Here is a 16,211-nt window from a genome sequence, read left to right as displayed (position 1 = left end):
GATTAGAGTTTCTATTAAATTTATACGCCAAATATGAGCGGTATTTAAACTAAAAAAAGAGCCGTTAGGCTCTTTTTTTAGCGTTGGCTTCAAGTAAAACTCAAAGCCAAATGATTCATTGGTTTACTATAAGTTAACCTGATCTTTTAAGCCTTTACCCGCTTTAAAGCTTGGGATATTTGCCGCTGGGATTTGAATCTCAGCACCAGTTTGTGGGTTACGACCAGTACGTGCAGCACGCTCTTTTACAGAGAAAGTACCAAAACCAACTAGTGCTACTGAGTCGCCTTCTTTTAGAGCTTCAGTTACAGCACTAGTTAAAGCGTCTAATGCACGGCCAGCTGCCGTCTTAGAGATATCAGCGTCGTTCGCGATCTTTTCAACTAGTTGAGCTTTGTTCATTTTAAAATTCCTATATTTTTTATTTTCTGCCGGAGCAAATTCTATGTTTATTCATTTTAACCATGAGTGCAAGACAAAATTCAACTATATTCGAAATTAATCAAAGAAATTGTGCTTGTACCGTATGTATTTAGCTAAAAAGGGAACTATTTAGCTCAATACCTCACCATTACGTCTGATATGGGATTGGGCATCTAGCCAACGCAAACATTCGAAACCGACAAACCATATTGCCCCATATACAACCCAGAAAATCCACAGTGGCTCTAAAGTAGACAAAATCTCTACCTTAGAGCCCGCAAAATAACTGCCAGGTGTGCACAACCAAACGATGGGTGCACGATACTTCAATGGCAAATGGAAAAGCTTATTTAGAGACTCTCTAAATGAAAACAATAACGCAAGCCATAACAATAAAAGCCATACTGGAATAACAGCGGGACCATAATCGATAACACCTACGGTTATCGCAACCACCTCAATGGTCATCCCCACGGATAAACCAACTAACACAAACTTTACATCTCTAGTCTTAGCGGGGCTGAGCGCGAACATTAAGGCAACTGTAACAAGCACGACGGGTAGCGACTCTTCTTTTAAGAAAAAAACGGCAAACCAAGCCAACTGAAACAAAACAAAATTAATAACGACAGAATACTTTTTCATCATCACTTACAAACCTTGGCTTTCTCGCAACTAGATGTACTGCACTTGTCGCTCTTTGCTTAAAACCACCTTCGCAATAACACAAGTAAAATTCCCAAAGTCTGTAAAAACGTTGGTCAAACTTTTGTTTGTCTAAAGACGGCCACGCCTTATCAAAACGCTCTCGCCAATCATACAAAGTTTTGGCGTAATGTAAGCCGATGTCTTTTATAGAATGAACGACCAAATCAGTGCTATTGCAAATCTGTTTGCTCATTTCAGTGACAGAAGGTAAACACCCACCCGGGAAAATATACTGCTGAATAAAATCAGAGTTCTTCAAATAATGCTGATAACGCTGGCAAGCAATCGTAATAGCCTGTATGAGCATAATGCCATCTGCTTTAAGTAAACTACTGCATTTTTCAAAAAAGCCTGGTAAGTATTCATGACCTACAGCTTCAATCATTTCAATTGATACAAGCTTGTCGAATTTACCATTTAGCTCTCTGTAGTCATCTTTTAATAGCGTAACTTGCCCCTCTAACCCCAACTCAGCAATTTTTTCACTGACGTAGGCGTGCTGTTCTTCAGAAATCGTCGTTGTCGTCACCTTACAACCATAATGTTGCGCAGCATAAATTGCAAAAGCCCCCCACCCGGTTCCAATTTCAATTACGTGGTCGCTTTTTTGTAAGTCGACTTGCTCGCATATTTCTTTAAGTTTATGCTGCTGAGCCTGCTCTAAGGACGAATCATGAGTAGGATATACAGCGCTTGAATACAGCATTTCTTCACTCAAAAATGAGCTATATAAATCATTACCCAAATCATAATGAGCAACTATATTTTTCTTTGAACCAGACTTTGTATTACGATTTTTGAAGTGTGTGACTTTATTAAATAAGCCAGAGATTAGTGCGAATTTTTTTTCAAATGCATCTAGCACGTCCTGATTAACTACAAAAATCTCTATTAACTTAGTTAAATCAGAACAGCTCCAATGACCGAGTATATAAGATTCGCCAGCACCAACGCTGCCACCCAATGCAAACTTATTATACATTTGGTTGGACTGAACATGTATAACGGTACTGTCGTCGCTACTTTGGTCGCCAAAAGAAAATTCTTGTCCACCATCGATTAATTTTATGTGTCCCCAAGTGATTTGTTCAAACGCTTTTAAAACCAAGGTTCTGCACATCTTTGTTAAAAAGCTGTCACTGCTCTCACTAGTATAGGATTGTGTCGTTTTTTCCATCTTACAAACTTCCAGGATGACTGATAAAAGGAACTCGCTTCAAAAAAAGCTTTAACGCTTGCCAATAAATGCCCTTTAGTATTGAAAAGGTCATCGCCGGGAACTGCTTTAATAAATTACTAATAGAATGCTTTTCTAACGGCACTCTACGCAGTCTTAAAGTCGCGTCAAATAAGAGTTCACGCTCTTTTTTGTTCTCGATATGTACAAAGGCATGTTGCGCTGGTGCTTTGATATGCCAATGATATTCCATATCTAAATTCATGAAAGGTGATACGTGAAAGGTCTTTTCAAAGTTCACTTTTTTTCCAAGAGGCACGAGGTAATAATGTCTCTCATTCCATGGAGTGTTACTGACTTCGGCCAACATGTGAGTATATTCGCCATCTTCCTTGGAAAAAAAATAAAAGTTTACTGGGCTAAAATAATACCCAAAACATCGGCACTGCCCCATTAAATAAACTTTACTGTCAGATGCATCCACACCTAACGCCACACTTTTATCTAATGCACGTTGCTTCAAACTACCAGCAGACCCATCTAAATAATCAGCCTGTTCAAAACGTAGTAGCTTTTTCCCCTTGGTGCCAAATAAAGGATGAATATCATCGAGCTGATTTAATTCATCCAAATCGATACACATCATATACATAGGATATCTGAAGTTATGTTCAGAAACTGCAAAGCGACGATGCCTAACATCTCCTAAATAGATGGCGCTATTCAAAATGCCACTCCCAGCTTTTTGGCAACGTCAACTGCGCTACGAACACCATCTTCATGGAAGCCATTAAACCAATAAGCACCGCAAAAATAAGTACGATTTACACCATCTACTTCAGACTTTCTTTTTTGCGCACGAATACTTTGTGTATTAAATACAGGGTGATAATAAGTAAACTTTTGAATTACTCTCTCTTGATCAATCTGACTATCATTGTTCAACGTCACGCAGTACTGCTGTGAGGATGATAGCCCTTGAAGAATATTCATCTGATAAGTCACACTAGCAGGGCGAGTTTGGCTTTCGTCTAACGCATAATTCCAGCTCGCCCAAGCAGCTCTTCGTTTAGGTAGAAGTGACACGTCAGTGTGCAAAACGACGCTATTTGGCGTATACGGGATTGCACCGAGCACCTCACGTTCAATCTCAGTGGCATCTCCAAGCAGCTTCAGGGCTTGATCTGAGTGGCACGCAAAAACGACTTCGTCGAACTTTTCCGTATTGCCATCTTGAAACGAAATTTCAACATAGTCGTCATGCCGAACAACTGTCTTGATGTCCGTATTTAACTTGATCTTATCTCTGTAAGATTCCGTTAACGGGTCAATATATTGTTTTGAACCGCCCGGAATAACATACCATTGAGGACGACCTGCAACATCCAACAAGCCGTGGTTATAAAAAAACTGGATAAAAAACTGTATTTCAAAATCCAGCATACCTTTTAAACTGGTGGACCAAATTGCAGCGCCCATGGGCAAGATATAGTGCTTTTTGAAAAAATCATCAAACCCATGTGCGTTTAAAAAGTCTCCCAGGTTTATGTAATTAGAGTAATCACCGCTGTGATATAAATCTTTTGATAGCCGATTAAACTTAACAATGCTATACAAAAACCGCCAAAACTTAAGTGACAAAATATTGCGTTTTTGCGCGAATAACGAGAAAAAAGTGTGACCATTATATTCAAAGTCTTTATCTGCCGTTTTCACACTAAAACTCATTTGTGTTGGCTTGCGCCCAACACCTATTTGATCAAGCAGCTTTTCAAATAAAGGATAAGTACGGTCATTAAATACGATAAAGCCGGTGTCGATGCCTTTTGTGCCCTCGGGGGTGTCAACATCGATAGTCGCAGTGTGACCACCTAACCTATCTTCTTTCTCAAATACGGTAATATTGTATTTTTTATTCAGTAAGTAGGCTGCACTGAGTCCAGAGATCCCAGTTCCTATTATTGCAATATTTTTCAACGTTTTATCCTTTTTGCTAACGGCAGCCACCAGTTAAATGGTAGTAATGAAAATAACTTTAAAAACAAAGTAAAGCGCCTTGGAAAATGCACTTCTTTTTTACGTTTTAATACACCTTGATATATTCTCTCTGATGCCTGCTCTACAGTGACTAAACAAGGCATAGGGAAATCGTTTTTATTAGTTAATGGTGTTTCTACAAAACCAGGGTGCACCAAAGTCACATCAATACCTTGGAGTTCAACCTGCATAACACGCGTTAAATAGCTTAATGCCGCTTTTGACGCACCGTAAGCTTGCGCACGGGGCAGCGGCAAAAAGCTCGCGCTAGAACTGACTATAACGAGTTGTCCACCAGACTTAATTTTCGGGATGAAAGCTTCTAAGCAATACCCTGTCGCTATCAGGTTGGCATGAATAACTCGTTCAAACAATGCAGAATTAAAGTTATTCGCATCGTCTATATATTCGCAAACCCCAGCATTTAGAATTATTATATCTTGCGCTTCTATTTTGCTGGCAGCATCGAAAACTTGCTCTTTGTCTGTCATGTCAAACCTTGAAGTGCTGACGCCACTTGATTCGAACTTCGACAGTTTTTCTTGATTCCTTCCGCACGCTATCACCATTGCAGATTTGGCGTAACGATTAACTAAGGCTTCTCCAATTCCAGACGTCGCGCCGGTTATTAGTACACTCTTCGCTTCCATATTTACGACACCGCCCTTTTTTCTAACGTTTTGATCACGCTACCTAGTACAGGTATATTTCGGTAAAGCAAAGCGCCTACATCAAAGTAATCTCTATGATTTATTACTTTAGAACCTTTAAAGGTAAGATGGCTATGGCCCGCGACTATGATATTTTTCTTATTATTAAGTTTGCTGTGGGAAAAATGCATCTCCCAATATAAAAAACCCTTATTATCTACAACATAATGCTCTTTTATATCAAAAGAAATTGAACTTACATTTGCATACAAATTCTCAAAATATTTAGTCAGTGCTTCAATTCCTTCGACTTTATGCAACGGATCTGAAAATACCACACTGTCATCGTAAATGTTTTTTAATAAGTTTAGATTTTTGTCTGAAAGCTGATTATATATATCTACGAAATTGTTAAGGTGCTGTTCCATTTCTATACCTTAAATGCATCAAGCGCCCTGGCTCTTGCTTCTTTATGTTCAACGATTGGTGCCGTATAACACTGCCTACCAACGGCGTTAATATAATCATGTGGAAAATGAATATACTTCGCTGGCACCCATTCTAATTCATGGATATATTTACGAATAAAAGTACCGTCAGGATCAAACTTTTCGCTTTGGGTTATTGGATTAAAGATTCTGAAATATGGTTGGGCATCACAACCTGTGCTTGCAGCCCACTGCCAGCCCCCATTGTTTGCTGCTAAATCGCCATCAATCAACTTGCTCATGAAATATGCTTCACCCTTGCGCCAATCAATAAGCAAATGTTTAGTTAAAAAGCTAGCGACAATCATTCTAAGTCGGTTATGCATCCAACCAGTTTGATTTAGCTGGCGCATAGCCGCATCTACGATTGGATAACCAGTATTGCCTTCACACCAAGCTGTATACGCATTTTCATCATCTAACCATTGTACGGCATTATATTTTTCGTTGAAGTTTTTACTTTTACAAAGTTTAGGAAATATAAACATCAAGTGTCTATAAAACTCTCTCCAAAGCAATTCGTTAATATAAGTAAAAGCTGATAATTTGGTTCTATATAAAACATCGGGTATCCTCTGCTGAATTCTGGCAATTAAGTCAGTGGCAGATATTATCCCTAGAGCCAAATAAGGGCTTAATCCAGATGTACCTTTAATGCTAGGTATATCTCTATATTCACTATATTCGTTTATTTTATCTTCTAAAAACTGTTCAATAACCTGTGAAAGTACAGCATCATCTACAGGCCATTTATCAGATAGTCCATTTGAAGTTAATAAAGTAGGAGTTTGCCACGGAATAGACTCGCCAACTGGGCGAATAAATTCGCTTATTTTAAATATATATTGCGAGTACTGAGCTAACCATGCTTTTTTAAATGGTGTAAAAACCTTAAACATTTCGCCGCCTTTAGTCACAATACTGCCTGGGGAGCAAAGTACATCTCCATCATATAAGTGCAACTGTGCACCCAACGATGCGCAGCTTGTGTCACGGTCTAGCTCATTAATTTCATACTCTCTGTTGGCAAAAATTTGAGTGAAGCTATGCTCGTTTATAAACGCTTCAAGCTTACTCGGTAAAACATCAAAAGACTCTCCATTAATAACATGAAGCTTAATACCCAGCTTTGCTAACTCGTTACCAAGGTAATCTACTCGCCTTTTTACCAAATCAATTTGGATCTCACTTGTATTGTGTAATTGCCATTGTTTTTCACAAACAAAAAACAGCGCCTCAGTGGCGCCGTTGTTAATTGCGTCTTCAAGCGCTTGGTTACCTGATAACCGTAAATCGCGCCTGAACCAAAAAAGTACCTTACTCAAATTGCGAACCTTAATTTTAAATCATGTGGATACGGGTCAAAGTACACCTGCTGTTCCAAGTACGATTTTGGGTGTACACGTAAATGGTGCTTGAGTAGCGTCAAAGGCACATTTAGTGGCACTAACCCCATTCTGTACTCCTCAATTGCTTCCACCATCTCGGATTTTTCAATACCTGATAACTCGTTTTTGAAGTAACCTTGCAAATGTGCAAGTGTATTTGCTTGCGCTTTTCGACTAGCAGGCTTTTTAAGTGCCGCCATTAATCCTGCTATATATTCGTCGGCTACAAGCATTGGCTCTTTCGGATCCCCTTCAGCAAGCAAACGCCCAAGTTTTCTATACGCGGCATAATTATGGCTCATCAAAAGGTATTTATGTTTAGCGTGAAACTCAGTCAACATATGTTTGTTAACCTCGCCTCCAACCAGTTCTTGCCATGATTTGTAAACAAAAACACGCATCACAAAATTTTCACGTAAATGAACGTCATTTAGCCTACCGTTTTCTTCGCATGGTAATAATGGGTTGTGACGCATGATTTCGGCAGCGAACGCACCTATGCCTTCTGCAGTGGCCCCAGTTCCAGTGTCGTTGTAGACTTTGACTCTTTCCATACCACAACTTGGACTTTTGGCACAAAATACAAACCCTGAAAGTTCTTTAGCTTTTGTCTGAGCAATTTTTTTACCATACTCAGTTAACTTTGGACCAACATCATTAGACCCGTCAGGGCGACACACTTTAATGGTGTCACCGAATCGAACCTGGCGTATGGTGTCGCGGGGAATCGGCATACCTATCGCAACTTCAGGGCAAAATTTTACGAATTCCACATGGTTACTGAATTCGTCCATACAAAAATTCGAGCGCTTATGACCTTTGTCGAAACGTACCCTGTCTCCGCCAAGACAGGCGCTTAATCCAATCTGTATAGGTGTCTTAAATTTCATACTCTTCACACTCCCTAATAAATCAGCTTGCCAATTGGATTTAGGAGTTTGCTTAAGCCTTTGTTAAAGTGCAATGCATTGTCAACCAAAGTAAAACACAAGCATCCATCTTCTGTTTTAGGCGTATGATTGTGGCGACCATCGAGCATAATAAAATCTCCCGGTACGTACTTGCCACTTTCATCTTCAAACGTCCCATCTAACAATAATGTTAGTTCAAAACCAGTATGTGTGTGTTCTGGTATTTCCCCACCTGGTTTAATATGCAATAAACTACTACGCATGGGACCTTCATCAAGTTCGAATCGAGCTCGAGAGACTTTTCCGGCGTTCATAAAGCTACCTAGTTTTAGCGCGGCAATTGCTCTTGGTAATTGGACAGACCTATCTTGGTAGTCGAACATGGTTACTTCATGAGGCACAACCTCAGTTTCGACGTCTAGTGATGTAATATCACTGAGCATTGCATCAAATAACAGGTCATCTTCAATCGATGAAACATCTTTAATTTCACTGTCGACATGCGTCTCGCCGTTAAAAAACATATCGGCTTGCTTAGCTTCTATAGCTTCGACTTCTGCTCTACATTTATCACAAAGCTCGACGTGCGCAGCAATAGCAACACTTAAACCGACTGGCAGCTCACCAGCTACGTGCTTATGCATTAGCTGTTTAGAAGGATGATATCTAATCATGCTGCTCTCCCAACTCTACTTTTAACTTCTTCAACGCTAAGCGCAACCTAGATTTCACCGTACCAACAGGAATACCCAAATGCTGAGCTAATTGCTCTTGAGTCATATCTTCAAAATAAACCCCAACAACCACATCTCTTTGTGCTGCTGGTAAATTTTTAATTTTTTCTTTAAGCTGATTAGTCTGTAAGTGATCTTTGAAGCTTTTTTCACAAACTTGTTCGTCATGGAACAGCGGCCAAATTTCTTCACTTAAATTGTCTTCTCTATTGCTTTTTACTTTTCTGAGCGCGTCGAATGACGCGTTTCTCATTATCGTATACACCCAAGTCGTTGCGGCGCCTTTGTCTTGGTGATAAAGCTTCGCCTTTCTCCAAACTGACGTCATAGTGTCTTGAACCAGTTCCATCGCCATGGCTTCTGAACCGAATTGCTTTATTCCAAAGCGCTTGATTTTTGGAGCAAAATAAGAAAATAAATAAGCGTAAGCTTTCTTATCCGCATTATTAGCGACATTGACTAGTGCTTGAGTTAACTGTTCTGAAGGGGTTTCTTGCATCCCTTGGTTTAAACCTTTTTTTGTGCGGCAATCACGCGATTGCTCTAAACTAACCATAATGTAACGCTCTCAGCCAGTAACATAGTAGACTATACGGCAGGCTTTAACATCCAGATCACTCTTGTTCATCAAAAACTTCAAACAAAACGCCAGCAACAGCTTGGTAAGTTTGGCAACTTTGTATTTTTTGCTTTTGAGTCAGTGTTAAAGGCAACAACTCTAACCATCTGGCCGCAACCCAAATCGGATCTGCGTAATTCTTTTTCTTATATAAATCATTAAGCTCGGCATTAACGACAAACAAATCTCTGAGCAAATCAGCTAAGCGTTCGTGATAGGCAAAGTTTCCACTATCTAGTTCCCATAATGGCTCATCAATTGTATGACACCATCCATGCTTTAAATTCATCTCATCCACTGTCACATCTGTTATCACTACTCTATGTTTGGCATAAACATCAATCAACAGTTGTCCGCCATTATCTTGAGAGAAGTCAACAATTTCCACAAATACCCCTTCTCTGGACACTGCTGTGTCTGAGGCTTTATCACCGTGGCACAACACAAAGCCACTTTGCTCTTTCATAGCCACCTTGACCATGTGCAAATAGCGAGGCTCAAAAATACGTAACCGTGTGTATCCCTGCGGTAAAATGTAAACTGGTAAAGGAAAAAGTGCTCGTTTCATATTGACTTAGTAATGATAATCTCTAAGTCTATTTACGCCAACGTAAAACAAACCGATCAACCCTGATCCCGAATTTATCTTCTATACTTGCCAGTTCGTTTGCATCTTAATTCCAAAGATACTTTTTAAGAGATACCCTGCCGTTGAGTGACACCACGCCTTCAGCTTTTAATTTCAACGCTTGAGAATTAAACTTGTCGCTGTCTACAGGAAATGAAATTTTTCCCTGACTATTGATGACTCTATGCCAAGGTAATGAACTGTCATTCGGGAGATGTTTTAATAAATACCCCACCGCACGCGCGTGTCTAGGCGCTCCTGCTAGCTTGGCTATTTGGCCATATGTAGCAACATTCCCTTCAGGAATAGCGCCTATTAGCGTGTATACTTTTTGCTTGAATTCATCATTCACGATATTGCTTACCTAACTCTTTAAATCCTTCCCACAAATATTGCGCGACAGAACCGTGATGCGGTAACTGCCTTCTAAATGCATGAATATCTACTGTAAACTGATCTTGCCTATCCGACACTCTAATTTGCTCAAGTAACCCTTGTTCAAGCTCTTTCTCACAATGATTTAAAGTCACAATCGCAAAACCCAGTCCCTGCAGTAAAAACATTTTTATTGTCGCTATATCATCAAGCTTCATCACACTGCGACTTTTTGAATACTCAAGACGGTCACTATCAAATTCAAAACCACTTTCAGTCATTGCCAAACAAGGATATTGGTTGAGCTCTTCAAATGTAAGCCTATTTGGGATCAACCCTTTTTTAGCAACTAAGCCAAGCTTTACTTCACCAATGGCCACAGACTCCAAATCGCCGGTCGCGTGAAACAAGTTGAACCAAGGCCCAACACCAATATCCGAAAGGCCTTGATTTACTCTATCTAGCGCTACAAAGCGTTTACCGCTGGTTATTTCAAATGCTGTAGAGGGAAATTGCTTGAATGTTCGTTTGATCAGTTCATTACAGCTATAGTCATAACTCATCGCTTCATAGCAGATATTAAATTTAGGCTCATTTCCTTGCGCAAAGTCCGCAGCCATAGACTTTAGATTTTCGTGATGCTCTATCAGCTTTACTGCTTCTTTGTAAAATCGTTGCCCTTGCTCGGTGAGCTTAATTCTATACTCCTCCCTTGTTACCAAAGGAAAACCCAACTCTGTGCTGAGCCTTTTGAGCGCTTGGGTCACTGCGGGTTGAGTTTTAAATAAGCGCTTGGCAGCATCATTGAGGCTTTGGGAATGTGCCACAACATGAAGGACTTCTAAATCCGATAACTTCATAAATTATATTTATTAAAACCCTAATTATTTATAATTTTTATTTTAGTACTATTTTATATATCCTGCACTACATTATCTTAGGAGTCATACATTTCGGAGTAACTTAAGTGTTTAAACGCGTACTCGTACTATCTTCCGCACTTTTACTTGGCGCATGCCAAGATGAAGTTATCCAATCACCAAAACAGGACTTGGTCAGACCCGTAAAACTGCATACGGTCAGTGATCCTGCAGCTGCCACAATTAGGCACTTCCCCGCTGAAGTCGTCGCGAACCAAGGCTCATATCTTGCCTTTAGAGTTAATGGCGAGCTTATCGACTTTCCCATTTTGGCGGGCCAAGAAGTAAAGAAAGGTCAATTACTTGCAAAATTAGACCCCGAAGACTTTGAACTGCAATTCCAACAACGTAAAGCGCAGTATGAGCTAGCCGCATTGCAACTTAACCGAATTGAATCACTTTTTAACAAGTCGACTGCAAGTAAAGCTGAATATGATCAAGCACTCGCTAATAAGCAAGTTACAGAGTCTGCTTATCGTATTGCACAAACTAATTTACAAAATAGCGAGTTACGAGCCCCTTTTGATGGCACAGTCGCTAAGGTTTTCGTCAAAAACTTCGAAAATATTGTCGCTAAACAAAATATTCTTAGACTAGAAACACGCGACAGAATGGACGTGGTCATTCAGGTACCTGAAAAACTCGTTGCAAGAGTCAACAAAGATTTAGACTACCATCCAACCGTTGTTTTTGATGGCTTTCCCGATAAGTCATATTCTTTAACTATTAAAGAGTGGGACACACAGGCAGATCCTGTTACTTTAACGTATAAAGTGGTTTTCTCACTGCCAATTCCTGAAGACTTCAATTTGTTTGCGGGTATGACTGGCCACGTATACATTGACCCAAGCAAAGTCATGAATTTAAAAAGGGAAACGTTATTAGTTCCGAACGAAGCTATATTCTCAGCTCAAGATGAGAAAATAGATAACAACCACTATGTGTGGGTTTATAACGCGCAAACAAATACGGTTAATAAACGTCATATTACCCTAGGAGAGATGAGAGAATCTAGCATAGAGGTGCTTGAAGGACTTCAAGCAGGTGAAATCGTTGTCGCCGCTGGCGTACATCATTTAAAAGAAAACTTAAGAGTTAGACCTTGGACAAAAGAGCGAGGCTTATAATTATGAGCTTAGCAAGTTGGTCCATTGAGAATAAAGTCATTAGTGCGATGTTTGCCGTACTGTTGTTTGCAGCAGGTGGCGTATCCTACTTTGGCCTTGGGCAGTTAGAAGATCCAGAGTTCACCCTAAAAAAAGCCATGGTGATCACCGCTTACCCTGGCGCCTCACCTCAACAAGTTGAAGAGGAAGTGACCTACCCTATTGAAAACGCAATTCAAAGTCTGCCGTACGTTGATTATGTCACTTCGATTTCTTCACCAGGTAAATCTCAGATCTCAGTCGAGATGAAAAGCACCTATCGTAAGGAAGATTTGAAACAAATATGGGATGAGTTAAGACGTAAAATCAATGATTTGACTCCACAGTTACCATCGGGTGTGCAACCGCCAACTATTATGGATGACTTTGCTGACGTATATGGGATGTTATACGGTGTTACTGGTGCAGGATACACTTATGATGAGCTTAAAGATTATGTCGACTTTTTGCGCCGCGAATTAGTATTGGTTGACGGCGTGAGTAAAGTGAGCGTTGCAGGTGAGCAACAAGCGCAAGTCATTGTAGAAATCTCGACACAAAAAATGTCCCAATTGGGTATCTCTCCAAATCATATTTTCTCTTTATTACAAACTCAAAACACCGTGTCAAATGCTGGCAGAATTCGCGTGGGTAATGAATCTATACGACTGCACCCTACTGGTGAGTTTTCTGATGTATCTGAGCTTGAAAATTTACTGATATCCCAACCAGGAGCCAAAGAGCTTATTTATCTTGGTGATGTGGCGACCGTATCGAGAGAATATCAAGAAGTACCTAATCATATTACTCGCTTTAATAATGACAGAGCATTGCTAGTCGGCATTTCGTTCACATCGGGTGTAAATGTCGTTGATGTAGGCGTAGCAATTAAAAAGCGCCTAGCAGAATTAGAATATCAAAAGCCGTATGGCATTGAAGTAAACACCGTATACAATCAGCCTGCTGAAGTTAAAAAATCTGTAGATGGCTTTATTGTTAGTTTATTGGAAGCTGTAGCTATCGTAATCATCGTTCTGCTCATTTTTATGGGCGTAAAAAGCGGTATTTTAATTGGCGGTATACTGCTTTTAACCGTGCTAGGCACTTTCATTTTTATGAAATTGTTTGCCATCGATTTACAAAGAATTTCACTTGGTGCTTTAATAATCGCATTAGGAATGTTAGTTGATAATGCCATCGTGATAACAGAAGGTATTTTAATTAACTTAAAACGCGGTCAAACAAAAGTTAGAGCTGCGGTGAATATTGTCGAGCAAACCAAATGGCCACTGTTGGGGGCAACTATTATTGGTATCACAGCATTTGCGCCTATTGGCTTGAGCTCTGATGCCAGTGGCGAATTCGCAGGGTCATTATTCTGGGTACTATTTATTTCACTCTTACTAAGTTGGGTGACTGCAATTACACTGACGCCTTTCTTCGCCAACATGCTATTTAAAGAAGAAGTTAAATCCGGTGAGATTGAGCAAGAAAATGACCCATATCAAGGCATCATCTTTACAGCATACAAAGCATTACTAAGCTTTAGCTTGCGTAACAGGTGGAGCACTGTGGTCTTTATGGTTGTATTACTTGGCAGTGCAGTTGTCGGCTTTAAATCAGTAAAACAATCTTTTTTCCCTGCCTCTAACACCCCAATGTTTTACGTCGATTATTGGAACTATCAAGGTTCGGATATCCGCACAACATCGGAGAATGTAAAAAAATTAGAGGCCTTCCTTAAGCAACATGATGCTGTAACAGACGTAACAGCGACGATTGGTCAAGGCGCACCAAGATTCATGTTGACTTATAGCCCTGAAAAGCAATACGACGCATATGGACAGCTCATTATTCGGGTGAAAACACGTGAAGATGTGACAGATATGATTGCAAAAGTTCGTGCCTTCAGTGCAGAAAATGAACTCGATGGACAACTTAAAATTAAACGAATGGAAATTGGCCCATCTACGGATGCAAAAATTGAAGCTAGATTCTCAGGTCCTGATCCAGTGGTTTTACGCCAGCTTGCGGCAGAAGCCAAAAACATTTTGGCAAATGATCTGGGTGCGCATAGTATTAAGGATGACTGGCGTCAACGCAGCAAGGTACTGCAACCAGTATTCAATGAGCAAAAAGCACGTCGCCTAGGAATAAGTAAAAGCGATCTAGACCAACTTCTGCTGACGAGTGTATCAGGTAAGCAAGTTGGCCTATACCGTGATGGCACTCAGATGCTGCCTATCGTCGCTCGCTCTCCGGAAGCAGAGAGATACAGTGTTGAAAACTTACAAGACTTACAAGTGTTCAGTCCGGTATTAAATGTCTACGTACCAGTTAGCCAAATCGTAGATAAGTTTGAAGTGGTCTGGGAAGATAGCTTGATCATGCGTCGTGATAGAAAACGCACTATTACTGTCATGGCTGATCATGATGTTATTGGTAACGAAACCCCTGCTAAGTTATTTGGTCGCATAAAAGCAGATATCGAGGCCATTGAGCTACCGGTTGGTTATAAGATGGAATGGGGCGGTGAGTATGAGTCATCCTCTAAAGCGAAAACAGCCATATTTGGCTCACTACCTATTGGCTATCTAAGCATGTTTATGATCACGGTATTACTATTCAACTCGATTAAAAAACCTTTGGTCATTTGGAGTACAGTACCATTGGCAATTATTGGTGTAACGGCCGGATTAGTTGCCTTCCAGGCACCCTTTAGCTTTATGGCTTTACTTGGATTGCTGAGCCTCTCTGGCATGCTAATTAAAAACGGCATTGTACTGATGGACCAAATAAATCTTGAAGTCGACAGTGGTAAGTCTCCTTACCAAGCAGTATTTGACTCTGGCGTGAGTCGTGTAAGACCCGTTTCTATGGCTGCAATCACAACTATACTTGGGATGATCCCTCTGCTATTTGACGTATTTTTTAAATCGATGGCTGTAACAATTATGTTTGGGCTGGGCTTTGCAACAATCCTTACATTAATCGTGATACCTGTTGTTTATTGCTTAGTATTTAAAATCAAAGCACCTAACGCATAATAACTACAAAAAAATGGCCGCAATTGCGGCCATTTTTTATCTCTTGAGTGACAACGTCCCTTTCACACGTTCTGGCTTTTTACCTGATTTTCTGTTTGGTTTGTCTGGGCGAGAATGATTGTTCTTATTTTTACTACGAGGCTTATCAGATAAGCTTCTATTTTGATTAAACGATTCTTTTGCTTTGGCTCTTTTTTTATTATCGACTGATGCTTCCTCCGTTTTTGAAGAACCCTCAATCGACGCGTTGATTTCAGCCATTTCTTTTTCGCTTAAGTGACGCCATTCTCCGGCCCTAAGCCCATTAAGATTGACGTTCATGATCCTAACACGCTTTAACGTTTGTACTTCATAGCCGAAATATTCACACATCCTTCTGATTTGTCTATTAAGGCCCTGAGTTAAGGTAATCGTAAACTTTTTTGGCCCAGTTTTTTTCACAAAACACTTTTTTGTGACGGTGCCAAGGATGGGTACGCCTGAGCGCATGCCATAAATAAACTTATCATCGATAACTTTATCAACTGTGACGATATATTCTTTTTCGTGATTATTACCTGCACGCAAAATCTTATTGACAATATCGCCTTCATTGGTTAAGAAAATCAGACCTTCGGAAGGTCTGTCTAAACGCCCAATAGGAAAGATTCGCTCAGGATAATTGATTGCATTGACAATATTACTTCTAATTTTTCGCTCAGTTGTGCACGTCACTCCAACGGGCTTGTTGTAAGCAATATAAACGCGTTTTGGCTTGGATTTTAATGGCTTGTTATCTACCAAAATAGTGTCTGCATCAGTGACCTTTAAACCCATCTCTGCAATTTGGCCATTCACGGAAACTCTTCCGTCACTGATCAGCGTGTCTGCTTCTCTACGGCTGCAGAATCCAGTCTCACTGATATACTTATTTAGTCTCTTTGGTGTATCCACGCCATTCTCAATGTTCTAAAAAACGCTA

At 40.1% G+C, this 16,211-nt stretch carries 17 protein-coding genes; 2 read left to right on the top strand and 15 right to left on the bottom strand.

Going from position 1 to position 16,211, the window contains the following annotated elements:
- Nucleotides 1-126 precede the first annotated feature (126 nt).
- From hupB to QNM16_RS11775, 14 genes are all read right to left on the bottom strand, one after another.
- Nucleotides 127-402: a nucleoid-associated protein HU-beta gene (gene hupB / locus QNM16_RS11840; RefSeq protein WP_023397797.1), complete on the bottom strand. Its 276-nt coding sequence runs from the start codon at nt 400-402 to the stop codon at nt 127-129.
- 150 nt (nt 403-552) lie between these two features.
- Nucleotides 553-1,071: a DUF2878 domain-containing protein gene (locus QNM16_RS11835; RefSeq protein WP_284020676.1), complete on the bottom strand. Its 519-nt coding sequence runs from the start codon at nt 1,069-1,071 to the stop codon at nt 553-555.
- A complete protein-coding gene (locus tag QNM16_RS11830; protein WP_284020675.1) occupies nt 1,043-2,308 on the bottom strand; it encodes a cyclopropane-fatty-acyl-phospholipid synthase family protein in 1,266 nt (421 codons plus the stop codon). Before QNM16_RS11830 ends, QNM16_RS11835 begins: the two co-directional genes overlap by 29 nt.
- Before the next feature lies 1 nt (nt 2,309).
- Nucleotides 2,310-3,035, bottom strand: coding sequence for a DUF1365 domain-containing protein (locus tag QNM16_RS11825; RefSeq protein WP_284020674.1), 726 nt, complete (start codon nt 3,033-3,035; stop codon nt 2,310-2,312).
- Nucleotides 3,032-4,285 carry an NAD(P)/FAD-dependent oxidoreductase gene (locus QNM16_RS11820; RefSeq protein WP_284020673.1) on the bottom strand — a complete coding sequence of 418 codons (1,254 nt, stop codon included), beginning with the start codon at nt 4,283-4,285 and terminating at the stop codon, nt 3,032-3,034. The genes QNM16_RS11825 and QNM16_RS11820 overlap by 4 nt, the downstream gene beginning before the upstream one ends.
- Entirely contained in the window at nt 4,282-4,995 is a 714-nt protein-coding gene (locus QNM16_RS11815) for an SDR family NAD(P)-dependent oxidoreductase (RefSeq protein ID WP_284020672.1), read from the bottom strand. The genes QNM16_RS11820 and QNM16_RS11815 overlap by 4 nt, the downstream gene beginning before the upstream one ends.
- Before the next feature lie 2 nt (nt 4,996-4,997).
- Nucleotides 4,998-5,423 (bottom strand): nuclear transport factor 2 family protein, encoded by a 426-nt coding sequence (locus QNM16_RS11810; RefSeq protein WP_336620303.1) that lies wholly within the window; start codon nt 5,421-5,423, stop codon nt 4,998-5,000.
- 2 nt (nt 5,424-5,425) lie between these two features.
- Nucleotides 5,426-6,808, bottom strand: a complete 1,383-nt coding sequence (phrB, locus tag QNM16_RS11805) for a deoxyribodipyrimidine photo-lyase (RefSeq protein ID WP_284020671.1) — start codon at nt 6,806-6,808, stop codon at nt 5,426-5,428.
- Nucleotides 6,805-7,761, bottom strand: a complete 957-nt coding sequence (locus tag QNM16_RS11800) for a YbgA family protein (protein ID WP_284020670.1) — start codon at nt 7,759-7,761, stop codon at nt 6,805-6,807. The genes phrB and QNM16_RS11800 overlap by 4 nt, the downstream gene beginning before the upstream one ends.
- Before the next feature lie 14 nt (nt 7,762-7,775).
- A complete protein-coding gene (locus QNM16_RS11795; protein ID WP_284020669.1) occupies nt 7,776-8,456 on the bottom strand; it encodes a ChrR family anti-sigma-E factor in 681 nt (226 codons plus the stop codon).
- Nucleotides 8,449-9,072: a sigma-70 family RNA polymerase sigma factor gene (locus QNM16_RS11790; RefSeq protein ID WP_284020668.1), complete on the bottom strand. Its 624-nt coding sequence runs from the start codon at nt 9,070-9,072 to the stop codon at nt 8,449-8,451. The genes QNM16_RS11795 and QNM16_RS11790 overlap by 8 nt, the downstream gene beginning before the upstream one ends.
- A 58-nt stretch (nt 9,073-9,130) precedes the next feature.
- Nucleotides 9,131-9,703, bottom strand: a complete 573-nt coding sequence (locus QNM16_RS11785; protein WP_284020667.1) for an LON peptidase substrate-binding domain-containing protein — start codon at nt 9,701-9,703, stop codon at nt 9,131-9,133.
- A 106-nt stretch (nt 9,704-9,809) separates the two neighbouring features.
- Nucleotides 9,810-10,115, bottom strand: a complete 306-nt coding sequence (locus QNM16_RS11780) for an MGMT family protein (protein ID WP_284020666.1) — start codon at nt 10,113-10,115, stop codon at nt 9,810-9,812.
- Nucleotides 10,108-10,998, bottom strand: coding sequence for a LysR family transcriptional regulator (locus tag QNM16_RS11775; protein ID WP_284020665.1), 891 nt, complete (start codon nt 10,996-10,998; stop codon nt 10,108-10,110). The genes QNM16_RS11780 and QNM16_RS11775 overlap by 8 nt, the downstream gene beginning before the upstream one ends.
- A gap of 107 nt (nt 10,999-11,105) precedes the next feature.
- Between QNM16_RS11775 and QNM16_RS11770 the strand changes: the two genes are divergently transcribed.
- On the top strand, nt 11,106-12,185 hold the full coding sequence (locus tag QNM16_RS11770; RefSeq protein ID WP_284020664.1) for an efflux RND transporter periplasmic adaptor subunit: 1,080 nt from the start codon (nt 11,106-11,108) through the stop codon (nt 12,183-12,185).
- 2 nt (nt 12,186-12,187) lie between these two features.
- The gene (locus tag QNM16_RS11765; protein WP_284020663.1) at nt 12,188-15,250 is read left to right on the top strand and encodes an efflux RND transporter permease subunit; all 3,063 of its coding nucleotides are present in this window, start codon (nt 12,188-12,190) and stop codon (nt 15,248-15,250) included.
- Between the two features lie 36 nt (nt 15,251-15,286).
- Here QNM16_RS11765 and rluF read toward each other — a convergent pair whose 3' ends face one another.
- A complete protein-coding gene (rluF, locus tag QNM16_RS11760; protein WP_284020662.1) occupies nt 15,287-16,183 on the bottom strand; it encodes a 23S rRNA pseudouridine(2604) synthase RluF in 897 nt (298 codons plus the stop codon).
- Nucleotides 16,184-16,211: the final 28 nt, after the last annotated feature.

The sequence above is a fragment of the Pseudoalteromonas umbrosa genome, from assembly GCF_030125375.1.
GTDB classification, from domain to species: Bacteria; Pseudomonadota; Gammaproteobacteria; order Enterobacterales; family Alteromonadaceae; genus Pseudoalteromonas; species Pseudoalteromonas umbrosa.
This window is presented reverse-complemented; position numbering and strand designations above follow the sequence as displayed.

Bases quoted from the DNA above. Each gene is read 5' to 3' on its own strand.
- QNM16_RS11815 (WP_284020672.1), bottom strand. From the start codon at position 4,995: ATGGAAGCGAAGAGTGTACTAATAACCGGCGCGACGTCTGGAATTGGA.
- QNM16_RS11775 (WP_284020665.1), bottom strand. From the start codon at position 10,998: ATGAAGTTATCGGATTTAGAAGTCCTTCATGTTGTGGCACATTCCCAA.
- QNM16_RS11765 (WP_284020663.1), top strand. From the start codon at position 12,188: ATGAGCTTAGCAAGTTGGTCCATTGAGAATAAAGTCATTAGTGCGATG.
- QNM16_RS11790 (WP_284020668.1), bottom strand. From the start codon at position 9,072: ATGGTTAGTTTAGAGCAATCGCGTGATTGCCGCACAAAAAAAGGTTTA.
- QNM16_RS11785 (WP_284020667.1), bottom strand. From the start codon at position 9,703: ATGAAACGAGCACTTTTTCCTTTACCAGTTTACATTTTACCGCAGGGA.
- hupB (WP_023397797.1), bottom strand. From the start codon at position 402: ATGAACAAAGCTCAACTAGTTGAAAAGATCGCGAACGACGCTGATATC.
- QNM16_RS11835 (WP_284020676.1), bottom strand. From the start codon at position 1,071: ATGATGAAAAAGTATTCTGTCGTTATTAATTTTGTTTTGTTTCAGTTG.
- QNM16_RS11795 (WP_284020669.1), bottom strand. From the start codon at position 8,456: ATGATTAGATATCATCCTTCTAAACAGCTAATGCATAAGCACGTAGCT.
- QNM16_RS11830 (WP_284020675.1), bottom strand. From the start codon at position 2,308: ATGGAAAAAACGACACAATCCTATACTAGTGAGAGCAGTGACAGCTTT.
- QNM16_RS11800 (WP_284020670.1), bottom strand. From the start codon at position 7,761: ATGAAATTTAAGACACCTATACAGATTGGATTAAGCGCCTGTCTTGGC.
- QNM16_RS11810 (WP_336620303.1), bottom strand. From the start codon at position 5,423: ATGGAACAGCACCTTAACAATTTCGTAGATATATATAATCAGCTTTCA.